This is a genomic window from Rhizobium sp. AB2/73, from assembly GCF_020871915.1.
Taxonomy (GTDB): domain Bacteria; phylum Pseudomonadota; class Alphaproteobacteria; order Rhizobiales; family Rhizobiaceae; genus Rhizobium; species Rhizobium dioscoreae.
Genome location: NZ_CP067071.1, coordinates 1,265,169 through 1,281,907, shown reverse-complemented (window position 1 = coordinate 1,281,907; position 16,739 = coordinate 1,265,169). Strand labels below are relative to the sequence as shown.

The following is a 16,739-nucleotide window of genomic DNA, read 5'->3' as shown; positions in this document are numbered from 1 at the left end:
CTTTCGTTCAACGATGGATCGCGCGTCCTGAAGACAATCCCAGAATGGGTTCCGCCGCTGCCAAAGCCTAATCTCGCATAGACTACCTGGCCGGAAAGCAGTTCTGGAACCAAACCCTCAGCGACGCCACGTCGGCGCGGGTCTCCAGCCCGAAGCAGCAAACAAAATGATAGGCGTCGCCTGCGAGCGTCTGGGAAAAGGGCATGGTTAGCAGGCCTGCTTCGACAGCATCTTCGACCAATACCCGACTGACGATGACGACACCTTGCCCACCGATGGCCGCTTGAACGGCCAACATGCTGTCGGGAAAACGGAGGCCGGCAGTGGTATCTACGCCGCCGATCCCAGCTTGCGCGCACCAGCGTGACCAGTCGGGCCGAGGCGTCGGTCGGCTTTGCCCGTCGATGTGGATCAATGGCGCCCGGCGCAGGTCGTCTGCGTGCGAGAGGCCGAGTATCGGACTGCAGACCGGCACCAGGACATCGTCGCACAGATGGGTACAGGCGACGCCATCATAGGGCCCCGGACCATATCGAATTGCGATCTCGATACCTCCTGGCCGCAACTCCTCCACGGCATTCGACATATGCAGTCGAAGGTCGAGCGTTGGGACGGCCTGGCGCAACATAGCCATCCGAGGCACCAGCCAATGGCTTAGGAACGCCGTTGTGGATGTAAGAGTGACCGGCACTGGAGCGGCCTCGGCATACAGCCGCGCCACCACCTTTTCGATTTCCCCAAAGCCCGAGGCTGTCGCGTCATACAGGGCCTTGCCCTGCGCGGTCAGCGTGACAGCACGGGGCGTGCGGTCCAGCACACGAAAACCCAGATGGGTTTCGAGTTGTCTGATCTGATGGCTGATGGCCGTCGGTGTGACCGACAGCTCGTCAGCCGCGGCCTTGAAGCTCGCCCGGCGGGCGACTGCCTCAAAGGCACGTAGAGCCGATAGCGGCGGCAAGCGCGAACGGGCCATGCTGAATCCAACTCATCATAGAGGTGAGGAGTTTGATTTTTTCTTTTTGTTCTTAGGAGATTAAGACGATCAACGTGCACACATCAAGAGTTTGTCTCATCACAGGAAGTAGCTCTCATGGTTGAACTGGTTGCCGGCATCATCGATGTATTCGCGGACGAACCATTGGCGGGCAATCCTTTGGCGGTGGTGGAAGGCGCCGACGACCTGACCGATGAGCAGATGCGGCGGATCGCCGGCGAGTTCAATCAGGCCGAAACGACCTTCATCCAGAGCAGCACGCGCGCGGACCGGAAGTTGCGCTCGTTTACCGCCAGTGGCGCTGAAGTATTCGGCGCAGGTCACAATGCTCTAGGGGCGTGGCTCTGGCTTGGGGAGCATGGCGATCTCGGCCCTTTGACGACAGCTCGATCGTTTCGGCAGGAAATCGGCTCGGATGTCCTGCCCATCGAACTCGTATCGATCGGTGGCCGCGTTCATGGACGGATGCGCCAGGCACCGCTGCGTCTGTCGGAGCCGTTGAAGGATGTCGCAGCCTTGGCGCGGGCTCTCGGCCTCGATGACGTCGACCTACTTCCCGAGCCGAAACCGCGGCCCGCCGATACTGGCGCAGCGCATCTCATGGTGCGCATCCGCGACTCCCAGACAGTCGATAAGGCAGCCCCGGACGCCGCGAAGCTGCTCGCGGTCCTCGACGAGACCCAGGCGGAAGGATGTTACATCTATTCGTTCGATTCAGACGTGCCTGCGAGCGCCTATTGCCGCTTCTTCAATCCCACGGTCGGGCTTTGGGAAGATGCAGCAACGGGGACTGCTGCTGGACCGCTTGCTGCTTATCTCGAGAACCAGGGGATGCTGGCTGGCGACGGTCTCGTGGTCGAGCAAGGGACGAAAATGGGCCGTCGTAGTCTCATCCGACTACAGCTCACCCCGGAACCCGAAATCTCCGGAGCGGGCATTGTCCTGTTGCGCGGTTCGCTCCGATTGTAGGGAATGAAAACATGGGAGCGATGGCAGGGGTGCCTGGAGCGCGGTTAATGCGGAGGCCGCCGACACTCCGGACAACTGGTCGACGATCCAGCCAGCGCTATCTCCCGGTGCCACGCCAGCTCATCTAGACAAGCCGCTGAGCTGCGACAGCGCCCAGTCAGACTGCGTGCCATTTGGATACACCGCCTGAGCGAGAGCACTCCCATTTCTCGGCGAGCGCGCCATAACGCCGATTACCGGCACGTGCAGTTCCATGACGATGGCGAAGGCGGCGGACAGTTTGAGCGGCGAAGCGGCATTCAATCGATCCTGTCGCGGACGCTTCTCCCGTCAAGGACCTGCACCATCTTTCAGTCGCGTCGCTTCTTGCACCAATCTGAAGATTCAGCGTCGCTCACCAGCGGCCCCGGGGAGATTGACAGTCCTCACGCAATATGTCCGCGGAATCCTTTTGAGGCCCCCAATCGTCCAAGTGATTGGAACAATCGCGAGGCCGCGCCCGGGGCCGAGCGAAAACCAAATGGAATCTGATCCCTCAGAGGTGTCTGTCATGCGAGTACCACTTGTTTGGGCGATATCTACGTTCGCGCTCGGCGCCGCTGGGGGTGCGATTTCCTCCGCCGCGTTCCGGCCAATCGCCGAGGCGGAGGTGCGCGATCGCCTCACTGCCCACCGCCTCGATATCGTCGACGGCAACGGCGTTCCACGCCTGATCCTGTCCGCGCCGACACCGGATCCCCGCATCAATGGCGTCCGCATTGCCAGGCGATACCCGGTCAGCGGCATCGCCATATATGATGCGAAGGGAAGTGAGCGGGGCGGAATCGGGATTGCCGATATCCCCGGCGGCGCACCTGTCCTTGCGTTGGACCATAAAGACTTCGACGCGATCGGGTGGAAGGTCCTGCCTGACGGCAGCGTCGATTTCGGCATCAACAGCGCGGGTGCTCAGACGGTTCAACGCATCCGCGTTCATGTCGCGGCCGACGGCACGCCGAATATCGACCTCTCCGATAAAGGGGAGCGACCCCGACTTCGGTTGACTGTCGACCGCAATGGCCAGGGGGCCATCCAGTTCCTCGACCGAAACGGAACGATCATCCGCAGCCTCGGCGGTGATCGGATCTAGGGATGCCGGCTATCTGCAAACCTGATCCGAAGCTCCCGATGAGACGTCGCCAGCTCGGGCAAGCGGCGATGCTCATGTTCCTTCTCGGGCTGCTCGCGCAACCAAGCACGGCCTCTAGCCAGAAGCCGCCGCGCCCGACCCGCGCTCAGGTCAAGGCGATGGACGCCAAACTTCGCGCGATGGGCCTTCCGCCCCACCTCGAAAGCCTAACGCGCGAACCGTCGACAATCCGCGAGGTGACCTTGGCGCCGGTGTTCGCCGAGCCTTTCGCGTGCAGTGAACATGCCGAAGGCCAGCTTGATCGCGCAGGCGATGCACTTGGAACCGACTGCATGGTCGTCGGCGGGCTTCAAGGCGACGGTGGGTTCGAACGCATGTATCGCACGGACGGCAGCGAGAACGCGGACTGGTACGGTTGGCATGCCGAGGTTCGCGCACCCCTCTCAGGCATTGTAAAATTTGTCTACATCAATCCGGCGACAAACAAGCCCGGTACCTTTGGAAGGCCGCCGGCGAGCATGATCGAAATTGAACGCGCGGACGGGACAAACGTCGTACTCGCCCATATCGTCGACGCGCGCGTGAGCATCGGAGATGCCGTTAAAGCCGGGGATGTCATCGCTCTAGTGGGAAATAACGGCATGGCCCGAAATCCGCACGTTCACCTGGGTGCTTTCAAAGGTCGCTTGCCGATGCAAATTCGCTGGGATTTGCGAGCCATGGGAAACATGCCCGCGCATCGGGGCGAATGACCTCAAAGGCTTAAGAAACAAGTATCAGACCGCGCGTCTGAATTGAGCGGAAGGAGTATGGCAGATGATCGACTCATCACGTGCCATCGGCGGCTACGCTGCTGTGATGACGCTAACGACTGCTTGGTTGGCGCTTACGGCGGTTGCGACCCCTACGGCTAGCTTCTCTACGATCGAGGTCCAACGGATAAACGTGCGCGAACCCGATGGTACGCTGAGGATGACGATTTCAAACCACGCACGCATTCCTGGGGTGATCATCGCCGGGAAAGAGCATCCCAACCCCAACCGGACCGAAGCGGGAATGATCTTCTATAACGACCAGGGTGACGAGAATGGTGGCCTGATATTCGACGGCGGGATGAAGAACGGTAAGCCAACCAATGGTGGCAGCCTAACCTTCGATCGATACCATCAGGACCAGACAATTCAGCTGGTTAGTAGCGAAGACGGCGTTGACCGGCGCGCCGGACTAGTCGTCAATGATCGGCCCGACATACCGCTGAACATAGATGGGGTCACGCGCGCGCGAGACATGCCGCCTGGTTCGGCGCGAGATGCGTTGCTCGTCAAATCTGGGGCGACGGCTGCCCAGCGCGCTTGGTTGGGCCGGTCTGCTGACGGCAGCGTCGCCCTGGTGCTGCGTGACCCTGCTGGCCGGCCACGGCTGACTCTTGCGGTAAACGGGGACGGAACGCCGCTTGTCGAGTTCCGCAACAGTGCCGGCATAGTGACACGGACCATGCGATAGACCTACGTTGGACAGTTTAACAATCTGCGTCTCGGAGACGTCACACGGAGACGCGACACTGTCCTTAGGACATTTTCGGTGTCATTGATGACCCGACGTCTCCTTAGTAAATCGATTGCGCTTGGGCGTACTCATCGCGCCTCGGCGGCCTGGATTGAACTCGAGTGTCTGCGCGTCGACACCAAGCGATGGTATATCCACAGCAGCGCATCTCGAGAGGAGCTCGCATCTGGTTCCCCTCCCTTTAGCGCTTACTCCCCTCAATTCGCCAACGCACGTTATAAGCAGCTAGGTAATCGAGAAATTCGACTGGCTCAAAAGCCTGCGACGCCGCCAGAACACCTGATGGTGCTTGGCCCTCAACGAGCCGCCGCGCGCATTCAACGGCTATGACGGCCGTGGTGCCGTACGTGTCAGCACCTTCGATCGCCCCTCTAACAACACTGCCATCGGTCGACGTTGCCTCCAAGGCGATCAAAAATGATTGATCCTCCCTTTGCTCCGGCGATGGGTTTGAAACCGCCCTGATCATTTGCTCTGAAAGTGGGACGGACAATCGCTTGGCAAGCGATGATTCGATCACCCCAGCGACACGACGCGCCCGGACGTGCCTTGGTATTGTGATCGCCTCAACTAAGGGAAACTTGGATATGGCTACCTCTTCCTCGCCGAAAAAGGCCATCGTGGACCTATCGAGCGGCTGGCCTTTCCGCCATGCTCCGTCCTCGTAGGTCAGCCCGCCATCAGCGATATCTTCATGAGTTTCTACTACGGATCGTAATGATCCTCTCGACGGCCCACCGCCTCCGACAATCTTATGAGCAATTATAATGCTATCGATCTGGCTCGTCCGCGTGCCGATGATGTGCGCCACCAGGTCGCCTGGAACAGCCCCGTCTGTCCCGGACGGAAGTACGGTTACGCCGGCCTTCTCCGCTTCGCCTGAGAAATTGTCGAAGACCGACTTCACGAAACCCTGTTCACCGGCAGTGTCTACGTAGTGGCAACCGGCGGCTATTGCCGCCTTTATGATCGGTGCAGCGCATCCGGTGAACGGGCCTGCGCAGTTGATGACCGCGTCGCAGCCTCGGAAGGCGCGAAGCAGATCACGCCGATCCTTTGCCTCCGCAATTTTCATGTCCACGGCGGACGAATCCAATTCGGCCGCGGCTCTTGCCAGGCGCTCTTGGCTGCGCCCTACGAGGACCGTTTGAGCGCCCTGCCGCACCAGTTCGGCGGCCGTCAGCTTCCCTTGGAACCCATTGGCCCCGTAAACAGCAATTCGCATCGCACAACCGTTTCCTTGTTCAACGTTGATCCAACAGTAGAACGGAGTAGGATACGATCAATGCGCAAATGGACCCGGAAAATGCTTGTTCGTCTCTCAATCGCGTGATTGGAGTTTCCCCATGGATCTCCTATCCGACGTCATTAGCGTAAGCCGATTGGGAAAACCCCACTCAGCCCGCGTGCGTCGGTGCCGCCCCTTCCACCGCAAGGTGACACAAAGCGACTCAGCCGGCTTCCACGTCGTCCTGCGGGGAACCTGTTGGGTAGTGACGCCCGGATTTGATCCAGCGCAACTCGGCCCCGGCGACGTCGTGTTCTTTCCACGCGGCTCAGCTCATGCGCTGATCGACAGGCCGCCCTTGGTATCGGTCGATGGTGGCGAGAGCCTATCGAGCGATATTCAGATCGAGCAAGTGGACTTAACTGGTAGCGCCGACTTTGAGGATGAATCGTCCGCAGACGTCGTCATGCTATGCGGTGCATATCTCCTGGATCGCTTGTGTCTTCACCCCTTGCTCGATGAACTTCCGGAGATGTTGCATTTTCGGGCAGAAGCCGGGACGCAATGGCAATTGCGTACGACCCTCGAACTATTGGGAGCCGAGGTCGATTGGGGTCAGTCAGGAGCCGATGCGGCTCTCTGCGCTCTACTCGATCTCATGTTCCTCTACATCCTTAGGACCTGGCTCGCGGACAGCTTCACACACGCACATCCCACCGGCTGGTCCGCAGCGCTAAAGGATCCTCGCATCGCCGCGGCTCTGAGCGGCATCCATCGCGAACCGGGCAAGCGATGGACGGTTGCGGCACTCGCCCATGCCGCAGGTCTTTCGCGCGCTGCATTCGCGCGACGATTTTCGGCTCTGCTCGGCCAGGCACCCGCAGCTTATCTGACCTTATGGAGAATGATCTTTGCCATCCGTCTGATGCGAGATTCCGATCAGTCACTTGCCGAGATCGCACTTCAGGTCGGATATTCTTCAGAATATGCGTTCGCTCACGCCTTCAAGCGTCTGCACAGCATCTCGCCCGGAGCGTATCGCCGAGGCTTGAAGAAGCCGGGTTTATCGTCACCGCCGATCGGGCGCGCACTTCCGCCAGCGCAATAAGACGTTGCAGCGCAGGATTCAGATCGCCCTTGGGCCAGACGACACTCGACGGCAAGCTGTCTTGCTCCCCTGCGATCGGCCTGAACGCGACACCATCGACACCCATGCGCAACGACGAGGTGCTCGTGAGCGTCACTCCGTAGCCCATCGCCACAAGGCTCAAGAGATTCTCCCGCGAGACGTCATGGACCTCGATCTGCGGTCTAAAGCCAGGCTGCGCCAGCCGACGGATGAGGTAGTCCTGAATCTCGGAGCCCGGCCCGCCGTGGCTGGTGATGAAGTTCTCGGATCGAAGATCCTCCCATTCGATCAGCCGCTGGTGCGAGAGCGGATGGGTGCTCGGGAGAACGGCGTAGATGGACTCGTGCCAGAGGACCTTCGAATTGTAACCGCAAAGATCATGCTCACCCGTCAGGAAGGAGATATCCAAGCGGCCCATGGCCAAGCCGTTGAGCGTTTCGAGCGGCGTTCCTTCATAAAGCACAACTTGGAGGTCTCGGTTCCGCTCCCTGAAATCGGTCAGGACGCTTCTAAGGAAACCTGATGTCAGAGACGCCAGAATCCCGATTCTGATAACGCCTCGTTCGCCCCTATGCGTGGCTGCGGCTAACTGCGCCGCGCGGCTGAGGTGACGGACTCCGGTGATCGCGTCCTTGAGGAAGTTCGCACCGGCTGGCGTCAGCTTCACGCCGATCCTGTCGCGCACGAACAACGGAAATCCCAGCCGCCCTTCGAGCATCTGAATGCGCCGGCTGACGGTGGACTGCGGCACGTCAAGGAATCGAGCGGTCCTGCGAAAGCTGCCATGTTCGGCGGCGGCGATCGCGCAGCGCAGATACCGAAGATCGAGCGCTACATCGGGCACGTTCACCCCCTGCAATCATGAGGAACCGCCCGGCATACCAAAGGGAATCATCTCGGCTGATTCCGCCACATACCGGGCGTTCCTGAAATCGCGGATGAAACTGATTTGTTCTCCAAGCCATTCGAGCAGGACAAAGTAGGATGGCGTGGAAGCGGGGTTATTCGTGTCGAACACAAGCAAGCCGGGCCGCCCATCAACGAGCCCGGGCACAAAATGCCAGTCGTAAAGCCCGCTGTAGTTATGGAAATATCGAGAAACCTGCCCGCGGCCATCCAATCTAGTCTTGGCGACCAGATCGAGCCGAACGTCCTCCGCCAGCATCTCACGCAGCACATCGAAATTACGACCGTTGAAGTGCTCGACATAATTGGCGAGACGGCTCAATTCGGTGTGGCTCAGCTGGGGTGACACATCCTGATCGGGGGCATCCGCCAGTTGCCGTATCCTGGCTCGGCCTCGATGCAACGCGGCTTTGACCGCAGGAATGGTCATGCCTGTGATGTCGACGATCTCTTGCTGTGAATAGCCGAGCACATCCATCAAGATGGTACATGCGCGGTGAGGTACCGGCAGATACATGAAGGATTTCAAGCCGGCAGCCGCCACGACGCGATCGGCCGCCGACGAAGAGCGGTCAGCTATCATGTCCAACTCTCCCTCGGACTGCATGGCCATCTCACGTTGGCGGCGGCGCAAAAAATCGATGGAAGCGTTGTGCGCGACCCGAAACAGCCAATTTTCGATGTTGTCGATCTGCTTGCCCGGCAGGGTTTCAAGCGCCTTGAGGAGAACATCCTGTACGATGTCCTCGCCATCGATTGCCGAGCCGGCCATGCGCGCGCAGTAGCGATGTAGCTTCGGTCGCAAACGCTCCAGCGTTGTGACAATGCCACGATGTTCATCATCGCCTTCGGAGATCTGCTGGGTCATCCGCGGAGCCAATCCTCAAACTGCATTCGACACCACCCCATAGGATCCAACGATGGTGATGTCGGTCGCAACCGGCCGTTCGCGGCACCGCTCGCCGACGTTCTTCTGAAAGGTGCGGAACGCCTCGAGTTCGGAAAGGGCCGGCGCTCCGTCGTCTTGGCGGAAGAGGTGCAGGAAGGTACCATCGTCACGGCGAAGGACAAGGTAAGCAAGTCCCTCAGGCGCACGTTCATGGAGTTCGGAAAAGACGTCGCCGACCAGGCGCGCGTTCTCCTCGGCCCACTCAGGTTTGGTTGCATAGGTCACCAGTGTTTGTTTCATCGCCAATTCTCCTTCTGGCAGCTGCTGCCGCCTGATTTGTGGTCGATGCGCGACCCGCTTCCCCGAGCATCATTCGTTACCCCTGTCCTCCGCAATTTTCAGAATGGCCCTTGCGGAGTGGTGATCGATCGGTGCCGAGGTGTGCTCGTGTACGACCTTCCAAAGGTTCCCGGCGCGTCGCAGAGCCATCGTGATGCGATTGCTAAGGGATCGCAGTTCTTTTCCTTCCGAGGAAAAGGCGGTGTAGGTGAGAATTGCGTGCCCGATCACCAGATCGCTCGATATGGCGGCGCTGGTATCCCGAGCCTCAACAACAACACGCTCCGTCCCAAGGGACGAAAACCACTCTGTTGCCATCTTTCGCCACGCATCGATGCCTCGAAGCGACCACGTGCTCCACATATCAAAGACATGAATGTCATTGTCGTATATCGCGACAAAAGCATCGACATCTTTAGCCAGTACCGCCGCACGGTACGAGTCGAGTGCAAGCAGGAAAGGGTCGTGCAGTATGTTCATTTCGAAATCCACGTGACAATTATCTCGGCACATATGAGAGAATGACGCTGCCATTCGCGAACCGACGAACATCGGTGAGCTCCAGATCGGGCTGCGACGCCATGTCTATATCGTCAAATGCGCGTTTGCCTGAGCCACCGCGCGTCGGCAGCAGCCAAAGCTTGTATTCGTCGACCAGCTTGTTTTCGAGAAGTGCGCGGTCCAGTTGAGTGACGCCGTACTTCACGATCGCCCCTCCGCCCTCCTCCTTGAGCTTGCGCAGCGTCTCGGCGACCTCGTCTTTGATCAACGAGGCATTCCACGCCACCGCGTCCAGCGTTCTGGACGCGACCAGCTTCTTCAAGCCGTTGATGCGGTCAAAATATTTGTCACCCTGGATCGACGGCCAGCTTGCCGAGAATATCTCGTACGCAATGCGGCCGAGCAGGAAATAGTCGGCGTCGGCCAATTGGCGGTATGCATGGTCCTTCGACTCTTCATCAAAGAAGGGCGAGGCCCATCTCATCGGTGACTCGATTACCCCGTCGAGAGCTATGAAGCTTTCCACGATCAGTTTTCTCATGGTCGAGCCCCCTCACGCGCCACGGGATCGATGCCGAGCTTCGGTCGGACCCAATTGGCAAGGCACTGGATGGCGTCGTCGGCTTCCGGAGCCCGACCGGCCATCATCTGAAAGCTGTGGAGCATCTCAGGAAACACGTCGAGCCGGACGTCGACGCCTGCCTGTCTTGCCCTTTCGGCGAACATGCGGCTTTCGTCGACCAATGCCTCGTCGCCTCCCGCCTGAAGGAAGATCGGCGGAAGGGCTTTGAGGTCGGCGTATAGTGGACTTGCAAGAGGGTCATGCGGGTCGCCGTCTCCGAGAAAGTTCGACGCCAGCCAGCCCACGACCTCTCTCGTGAAAAAGGCGTCCTTCCCGCGATTGGTGTCGAAGCTCGGCGCCGAGAGCGTCAAATCGAGCCATCCGGACAAGATCATGACCGCCGCGGGAAGCGGCATGCGGTCGTCCCGGACTTGCTGCAGCAAGCCGAACGTCAGGATCGCGCCGGCGGAATCGCCCGCGACGGCGATGTGCTTCGGATCGACGCCTTCGGCCAAAAGCCACCGATACGCCGCGACGGTGGCGTTTAACTGAGCGGGATATTTCTGCTCATGCGCGTAGGGATATTCGAACAGGAGAGCCCGGCAACCGACGGCCTTCGCGAGGTGCCCAACCATCTTGCGGTGGGTATAGATCGACCCCGAGACAAAGCCGCCGCCATGCGCATAGAAGATAACGCGGTCATCCGCGGCATCCTTAGGCCGAACCCACATCGCCCGGACACCGCCCGTATCGACTTCGATGTAATCGACACCGCCAGGTTCGGCCGAAAGCGACGTCCAACCGATATCGACGCGCTCGATCATTGCCTGCGGCGCGAGCGGGCCTTGCTTGGCCGCCGCCTCCCAGTATGCCTTGTTTGCCAGACTCTGCTCGCTTGCCATCGATCTCTATCTCCAGTGGGTCGGCCCCGGCGGTCACACCGCCCTGCGCAAAAGAGACGTGGGAGACAGGCGAAAGGATTCGCTGGTGCGAGTTTTTTCGTGGGCGGCGCTTCTCGCGCGACCCGACGAGGACAGGGTCAGGCCTGTCCGGTCCGCAGTTCGTCCTTCTTGCGCTCGATGAGTTCACCTCCTCCTGCCTTTAACTGCCTCGCGAACCGGGCGAGTTGGTCGTCGGCCTTGCGATGCTTGCCACCCCAGACGCCAAATTCGATCAGAACTGGCAGCAGATCCATGCCCGCTTCGGTGAGGCGGTAGACCACTTTGAGCTTGTGCGCCGGGTCGTCATGGCGGGTGACGATCCCCTCTTCCTGCAGCGTCTGCAGGCGCTCTGAGAGCGTGCGGGACGAAATCCCTTCGTCAGATTGAAGAAGCTGCCTGAAGTGCTTTTTGCCGCCGAACGCGAGGTCGCGCACGATCAGGAGCGTCCAGCGATCGCCAAACAGCTCAAGGGACAGGTTGATCGGACAACCAGACCGCGCCTTGGTGGACATCATATGCTTCCATTTTTAAATCGATTTACTATTGCAATCATAGACGGTCAGTGTCAATGATTCCGTCTGCAGGCGCGATCACCGACAGGAATCTGGCGAGCACGCGGGCCACATGAATTCGTGTGGACGAGCGCAAGCACGTGGCCGGAACCTGGCAAGACAGCAGCGATGAGCGCCGGCGCGAGACGAATGGATTCGAATGGAGAGTTCGACGAAAGGCCGGCGCTCCCCCGTGAACGGGCCTGTCATCAGGAGGCACGCAATGAGAAAACTCGTTCTTCAAATGCAGATGTCAGTCGACGGATTCGTGGGCGGCGATGGCCAACATCCTTGGCAAGTCTGGGACTGGGTGAGCGACTGCCCATGGGATGCAGATTTGAAGAAGGATTTTAATACCTTCTTCGAGGCAATCGGAACGATTCTACTGAGCCGCAAGATGGCCGAAGAGGGCTATATCAACCATTGGGCAAAAGCTGCCGAGCGCTATCCCCAAGATCCGTTCTACGCGTTCGCAAAGAAGATCACGGACGTCCCAAAGGTCGTTTTGAGCGGAAAGCTTGACCATTCTCGCTGGGAAAGAACGACAGTTGTCCATGGCGATCTACCGCGCGAGGTCGATGCCTTAAAGCGTAGTGGTGAGGGCAATATAGCCGTGTTCGGAGGCCATGGATTTGCCTCCGCGCTGATCGCCCATGGTTTGGTTGATGAGTACCAGTTCTTCATCAACCCGGCGGCTCTCGGGACCGGGCAAAATATCTTTCAGCAGTCAGGCTCTCGCGACTTGAGGTTGGCAGGGTCGAAAGCATATGCGTGCGGCATCGTTGCCAACCGCTATGTCCCAACTTCTTCTCGGCCGGCTCCCTCAGAAAATTGAACCTCCTAGTCGGTCACATGCTCGGAGGCCGTTACGAAAATTCGGCATGACGTGAATCTTTTGTGAGTTTCGGATCGTCTTCCTGGGGTCAATGGCGCGTCGACGCAGCTCGCCAGCAACCGAACGAGTGCCGGTGATCTCCAGGGGGACACTGAACATGATCGAACACAGTGCACGCTACATTCGCAGAGCTCACCGAACGAACCCTGTTACGCTCCGAGCAGATGCTCGACCGGAATATATCACAACTTGTCGACAAGCGGCAGGAGGAAAGCTCTTTCGATCGCAGCGCTCATGACGATCGAAAGTCTAAAGCACGCTAGATCAGCACCGGGACGATAACAATGAAACGACTATACACGGGCAAATGCCATTGCGGCGACGTGAACTTCGAGGTGATGGCCGATATTGCGGCTGGAACGCATAAATGTAATTGCTCTATATGTGCAAAGAGCAGATTCTGGTCGGTGGATGTATTGCCCAGCGATCTGCGCTTAATCTCTCCCCTCGAGATGATGACCGTCTTCCGAGGGCCCAATCCGGTCGCCGAGCATCCATTCTGCAAGCGGTGCGGGATCCGCCCGTTCCAGCGCATTGGAATGCCCAACATGTCGGGTCATGAATATCTCAATGTGAATATCGCCTGCCTCGAGGCCGTCGACGTCGATGAACTCATGGCGGCACCGATCACTTTCTACGATGGCCTCCACGATAAATGGGGAGAACGGCCGCAGGAGGTACGGCATCTTTGATCAGTTCTGTCCTGGCGTGAGTTAACAGGGGGAACGTGGCGCGCATTCACGTCAGCTGCCCACGCCATGATGGACCTTGAATAAGCCCGATGGATCGTAGCGCCTCTTGATGGCAAGGAGGCGCGGGTAATTCTTCCCCCAGAACGCCTCTTGCCAGTGCCGATGAAAATAGTCCGTCTCAGAGACGTAAGATGCCGGCGGGCCGCTGATCGCCTCTAGCGGCGCGAAGGCCTGCCGCATCAAACCGGCATCGCGTCGACCGGCAGCGACGTCAGGTTCATGTCCGGGGACGCCCGGATAGGCCGGGGCCTGCCCTCCGGCAACGATCGCGAGCGCGAATGCATCCACCATCCGTGGATTCGTCGCGGTTGCTCTGCACGCTGCCCGCGCGTGCGGCTCGCCGCCGGCCATCCCCTTGTTGAAGTGTAGATCGACACCCCAGCGCTCGGACGCCTCCACTAGCGCCGAGACCAGCGCCTCGCGAGCGCCGGCGCCAAGGAGTGACGAAGGAAGCCAGCTGGAATGGTATCCGCTGATCACCCATCCCGTTTCCGCGAGATTCTGTGCCCAGTAGGCGTCTCCCTCCCTTGCCCCCGGCCGGCTGTCTTTGAGGATGATGCCGGGAAGAGTACCGAGGAAGCCCGGATTCCACATCTGCCGCGCGGGGAAAGCGGCAATCATCGGCTCGTGCATCTCGAAGTCGGAATCGTTCGACCGAAGGTAGTCGATGAAGGGCCTCCAAATTTCCTGAGCCTGTTCCGTTGTCAGCCCGGCAAAAAGCATCCTCACGGTAAGGCGACGCTGGCTGAAACCGATCTGCTCGCCCCAGTCCGGGTTGCACAGCGATGCCGCGTAGAAGGCGATCATGCGTTCGACGAGGTGGCGCCAAGCGCCGCGCGATTTCGCCTGCACATCGAGCATGACAACGCCCAATGTGCTCGGCAGATCGTGCGTACGCATCGTGACGCGCGTCATAATGCCGAACGTGCCCCCACCACCCCCCTTGAGCGCCCACAGCAAATCCTGATGCTGATGAGCGTTGGCGATAAGGATCCGCCCATCCGCCGTGACCACTTCGGCCTCCAGGAGGTTCGAAGCCCCCGTCCCGTAACGCTTGGAGAAGCTGCCGAAGCCGCCCCCCAGCACAAATCCTGCGACCCCGACCGTCAGACACCCGCCGCCCTGGACGTAACGTCCTCCACGGGTGGTCACCGCGTCGTAGATTCGGCCCCATATCGCTCCTGCGCCGACTGACACTGCCGGGACGGGAACGGTGCCTTCGACGGCACCGACTCCAACGAAGGCATCGTGCATCACGACGCTGTCCATCTTCCTCGTCCATATAAGCAGCGAGTCTGGAGCGTTCGACGCCCCTACGTAGCTGTGTCCACCGCCCTTCACGACCAGCCGGAGGTTATGAGCACGCGCGAACAACACCCCGACCGCGACGTCGCGCGCAGACGTTGCCTCAATGGCGTAAGCGCTCGGCTGTGACGTCCATGCGTCGGTCCACCCCAGGCTTTGGGTAAGGGCGGGATCATCTCCGATATAGTACGGGTTTCGCAGATTCTCGAAAAGCGCGTCGGTCGACGCTGCATCGCGCGCTGTGCGCGCCGCGATCAGCGGTGATCGCACCTGCGAAAGATGGCCGGCAACCTGTCGATGCAAAGCGGCCCACTGAACGGCGTTGGGCCAGGAGCTCGCACCTGGTTGCGCAAAGTTCGAGGAATTGAGAAGCGAGCTGGCGAAGACCTTCGGCCCGCACGCCAACCCTAGACTGACCCCCAGGGAATTTTTGAGAACTTTCCGTCGGCTGCATCCGTTGTGGGAGCGCTCACGCGTCATTCAGCTCATCCTCGCTTGACGAAGAAACATCCCTCGGTCGCGCTTTGGAGCGGCTCCAATCCTTGATAGCGAAGATTGGCGTGGAGAGTTCTGATCCCCAAGCGCTAAGCCCATACAATGGGATTCCACCCTGCCACTCGACCTGAACGACGCAGGCTGACTCCAGGAACCGCAGGCGCTTTGTCAAAGCGTTGGCGCTGAGGCCGGGTAGCGCGCTCCTGATATCGGTGAAGCGCAACGGCCCGGCGAGAAGAACGGCAGCCACGCGTAGCGTCCATTTTCCACCTAGCAAGTAGATTGCCGCGGCAAACGGGTCGATCGGAGATGCTAGCAATGGCTCGCGCATCTACCGTCATCACGCTTCGCCGAGGGCGCCGCAGAGTTGGGCAATATCGTTCTATTCGTCATCGGCACCCCATACTGATTGGAGCCGAGCACGCCGCGTTGCTCCGCATGTCAATCAAGCCAGTGACGATGGAGCAGCGGAAAAGGATTCTAGCTGGCGAACATTTTTCCATCGCCCCGATTTTTTGCCCCCGCAGGAGTGTCCAACTGAGCCCATTCTCGCAGCAGAGACGCCCCCCTCCCGCATGGGAGCGTGTCGCGACACGCCGAATCCTTTCTGAGCTTCGGATCGTCTCTTCGGGGTGACTGGTGTGCCGGTAGGCACGCCAACAACCCAGAGAAAGGATAATCGATGCTGCTGGTAACAGGCGCCACTGGAATGAGCGGGCAGCTTGCGGTTCGCGAATTTGCTCGAATGGGGACGCCGGTGCGGGCGCTCGTGCGGAACCCTGCAAAAGCCAATGCTGCCGGCCTCGGAAACCTCCCGGGCGTCGATCTTGTCGTAGGCGACATGCGTCAGCCTGACACCCTCGGCACGGCGCTCGATGGCATCGAGCGCGTGCTCATGATCTCGGGCGCAGCGCCCGACATGGTCGAAACGCAATGCAACTTCATTGACGCCTGCAAGGCCGCCGGCGTGCGACACGTTGTAAAGTTCTCCGGGGCCGAGCCCGGGTTCGACCCTACCAAGTTCCGCTTCACGCGGATGCATGAAGACATAGAGGATTACCTCGAAGCGTCGGGCCCCGCCTGGACCCACCTGCGCCCAAGCCAGTTCATGCAGGTGTATCTGCGCGAGGCGCCGGACGTTATTGCGACCGGTACGCTGCGCCTTCCGTTTGCGGGTATATCGCTATCCCCGATCGACGCCGAGGACGTCGCCAGGATCGCGTACCGCTTGCTTCGAGACGGTGGTCACGAGGGGGAAAGCCTCGACATGACCGGTCCCGAAGCCCTGACGATGGACGAAATTGCTGCACGCATTTCCGCCGCCATCGGGAAGCCGGTGAAATATGTCAGCATCACCCCCGAAGAGCGGCGTCGGGCTTTGCTGGCCAGGGGGCTGCCGAAAGGATTCGTTGACGCGCTCGACGAGCAGACCGAGGAGCGCCTGAAGAACCCTGTCGCCAAGGTGCTGATTGCGGCGCATCAGAAATTCGGCGTCCAACCCACGCACTTTGCGGAGTTCGCAAAGAAACACGCGGGCGCATTTGCCGAGGCGGTGGCCTGATCAGAAGGATCGAGAGCTCGAATATAG

General features: G+C 59.8%; 17 protein-coding genes. 7 read left to right on the top strand and 10 right to left on the bottom strand.

Annotation, left to right across the window (positions count from 1 at the left end; translation table 11 throughout):
- Positions 1 to 82: 82 nt before the first annotated feature.
- Positions 83 to 973, bottom strand: coding sequence for a LysR substrate-binding domain-containing protein (locus I8E17_RS06450; protein ID WP_219510852.1), 891 nt, complete (start codon positions 971 to 973; stop codon positions 83 to 85).
- A gap of 117 nt (positions 974 to 1,090) precedes the next feature.
- Here I8E17_RS06450 and I8E17_RS06445 point away from each other — a divergent pair, with 117 nt between their 5' ends.
- The 4 genes from I8E17_RS06445 to I8E17_RS06430 all read left to right on the top strand — a co-directional run bounded on the left by I8E17_RS06445 (position 1,091) and on the right by I8E17_RS06430 (position 4,595).
- The gene (locus tag I8E17_RS06445) at positions 1,091 to 1,963 is read left to right on the top strand and encodes a PhzF family phenazine biosynthesis protein (RefSeq protein ID WP_219510855.1); all 873 of its coding nucleotides are present in this window, start codon (positions 1,091 to 1,093) and stop codon (positions 1,961 to 1,963) included.
- A gap of 550 nt (positions 1,964 to 2,513) precedes the next feature.
- Positions 2,514 to 3,092: a hypothetical protein gene (locus I8E17_RS06440; protein ID WP_219510857.1), complete on the top strand. Its 579-nt coding sequence runs from the start codon at positions 2,514 to 2,516 to the stop codon at positions 3,090 to 3,092.
- 2 nt (positions 3,093 to 3,094) lie between these two features.
- Positions 3,095 to 3,844 carry a M23 family metallopeptidase gene (locus I8E17_RS06435; protein WP_219510859.1) on the top strand — a complete coding sequence of 250 codons (750 nt, stop codon included), beginning with the start codon at positions 3,095 to 3,097 and terminating at the stop codon, positions 3,842 to 3,844.
- A gap of 64 nt (positions 3,845 to 3,908) precedes the next feature.
- A complete protein-coding gene (locus tag I8E17_RS06430) occupies positions 3,909 to 4,595 on the top strand; it encodes a hypothetical protein (RefSeq protein ID WP_219510861.1) in 687 nt (228 codons plus the stop codon).
- A gap of 244 nt (positions 4,596 to 4,839) precedes the next feature.
- Here the strand turns inward: I8E17_RS06430 and I8E17_RS06425 are convergent, their stop codons facing one another.
- The 8 genes from I8E17_RS06425 to I8E17_RS06390 form a co-directional block, all read right to left on the bottom strand.
- On the bottom strand, positions 4,840 to 5,883 hold the full coding sequence (locus I8E17_RS06425) for a saccharopine dehydrogenase NADP-binding domain-containing protein (protein WP_219510863.1): 1,044 nt from the start codon (positions 5,881 to 5,883) through the stop codon (positions 4,840 to 4,842).
- Between the two features lie 1,007 nt (positions 5,884 to 6,890).
- Positions 6,891 to 7,859 carry a LysR family transcriptional regulator gene (locus I8E17_RS06420; RefSeq protein WP_219510867.1) on the bottom strand — a complete coding sequence of 323 codons (969 nt, stop codon included), beginning with the start codon at positions 7,857 to 7,859 and terminating at the stop codon, positions 6,891 to 6,893.
- 15 nt (positions 7,860 to 7,874) lie between these two features.
- On the bottom strand, positions 7,875 to 8,789 hold the full coding sequence (locus tag I8E17_RS06415) for an RNA polymerase sigma factor (protein ID WP_219510869.1): 915 nt from the start codon (positions 8,787 to 8,789) through the stop codon (positions 7,875 to 7,877).
- A 15-nt stretch (positions 8,790 to 8,804) separates the two neighbouring features.
- Positions 8,805 to 9,110 (bottom strand): hypothetical protein, encoded by a 306-nt coding sequence (locus tag I8E17_RS06410; RefSeq protein WP_219510871.1) that lies wholly within the window; start codon positions 9,108 to 9,110, stop codon positions 8,805 to 8,807.
- Positions 9,111 to 9,179: 69 nt separating this feature from the next.
- Entirely contained in the window at positions 9,180 to 9,629 is a 450-nt protein-coding gene (locus I8E17_RS06405; protein ID WP_219510873.1) for a nuclear transport factor 2 family protein, read from the bottom strand.
- A gap of 19 nt (positions 9,630 to 9,648) precedes the next feature.
- A complete protein-coding gene (locus tag I8E17_RS06400) occupies positions 9,649 to 10,191 on the bottom strand; it encodes a dihydrofolate reductase family protein (protein WP_219510875.1) in 543 nt (180 codons plus the stop codon).
- Positions 10,188 to 11,114 carry an alpha/beta hydrolase gene (locus I8E17_RS06395; protein ID WP_219510877.1) on the bottom strand — a complete coding sequence of 309 codons (927 nt, stop codon included), beginning with the start codon at positions 11,112 to 11,114 and terminating at the stop codon, positions 10,188 to 10,190. The genes I8E17_RS06400 and I8E17_RS06395 overlap by 4 nt, the downstream gene beginning before the upstream one ends.
- A gap of 137 nt (positions 11,115 to 11,251) precedes the next feature.
- Positions 11,252 to 11,668 (bottom strand): helix-turn-helix domain-containing protein, encoded by a 417-nt coding sequence (locus I8E17_RS06390; protein WP_307777803.1) that lies wholly within the window; start codon positions 11,666 to 11,668, stop codon positions 11,252 to 11,254.
- Between the two features lie 259 nt (positions 11,669 to 11,927).
- Between I8E17_RS06390 and I8E17_RS06385 the strand changes: the two genes are divergently transcribed.
- Together I8E17_RS06385 and I8E17_RS06380 are read left to right on the top strand one after the other, a co-directional pair.
- A complete protein-coding gene (locus tag I8E17_RS06385) occupies positions 11,928 to 12,539 on the top strand; it encodes a dihydrofolate reductase family protein (protein ID WP_219510880.1) in 612 nt (203 codons plus the stop codon).
- A gap of 344 nt (positions 12,540 to 12,883) precedes the next feature.
- Positions 12,884 to 13,291, top strand: a complete 408-nt coding sequence (locus tag I8E17_RS06380) for a GFA family protein (protein ID WP_219510882.1) — start codon at positions 12,884 to 12,886, stop codon at positions 13,289 to 13,291.
- 51 nt (positions 13,292 to 13,342) lie between these two features.
- Here I8E17_RS06380 and I8E17_RS06375 read toward each other — a convergent pair whose 3' ends face one another.
- Complete coding sequence (locus tag I8E17_RS06375) at positions 13,343 to 15,136, bottom strand: FAD-binding oxidoreductase (RefSeq protein ID WP_219510886.1); 1,794 nt, start codon at positions 15,134 to 15,136, stop codon at positions 13,343 to 13,345.
- A gap of 697 nt (positions 15,137 to 15,833) precedes the next feature.
- Between I8E17_RS06375 and I8E17_RS06370 the strand changes: the two genes are divergently transcribed.
- Complete coding sequence (locus I8E17_RS06370; RefSeq protein ID WP_219510892.1) at positions 15,834 to 16,712, top strand: SDR family oxidoreductase; 879 nt, start codon at positions 15,834 to 15,836, stop codon at positions 16,710 to 16,712.
- Positions 16,713 to 16,739 lie beyond the last annotated feature (27 nt).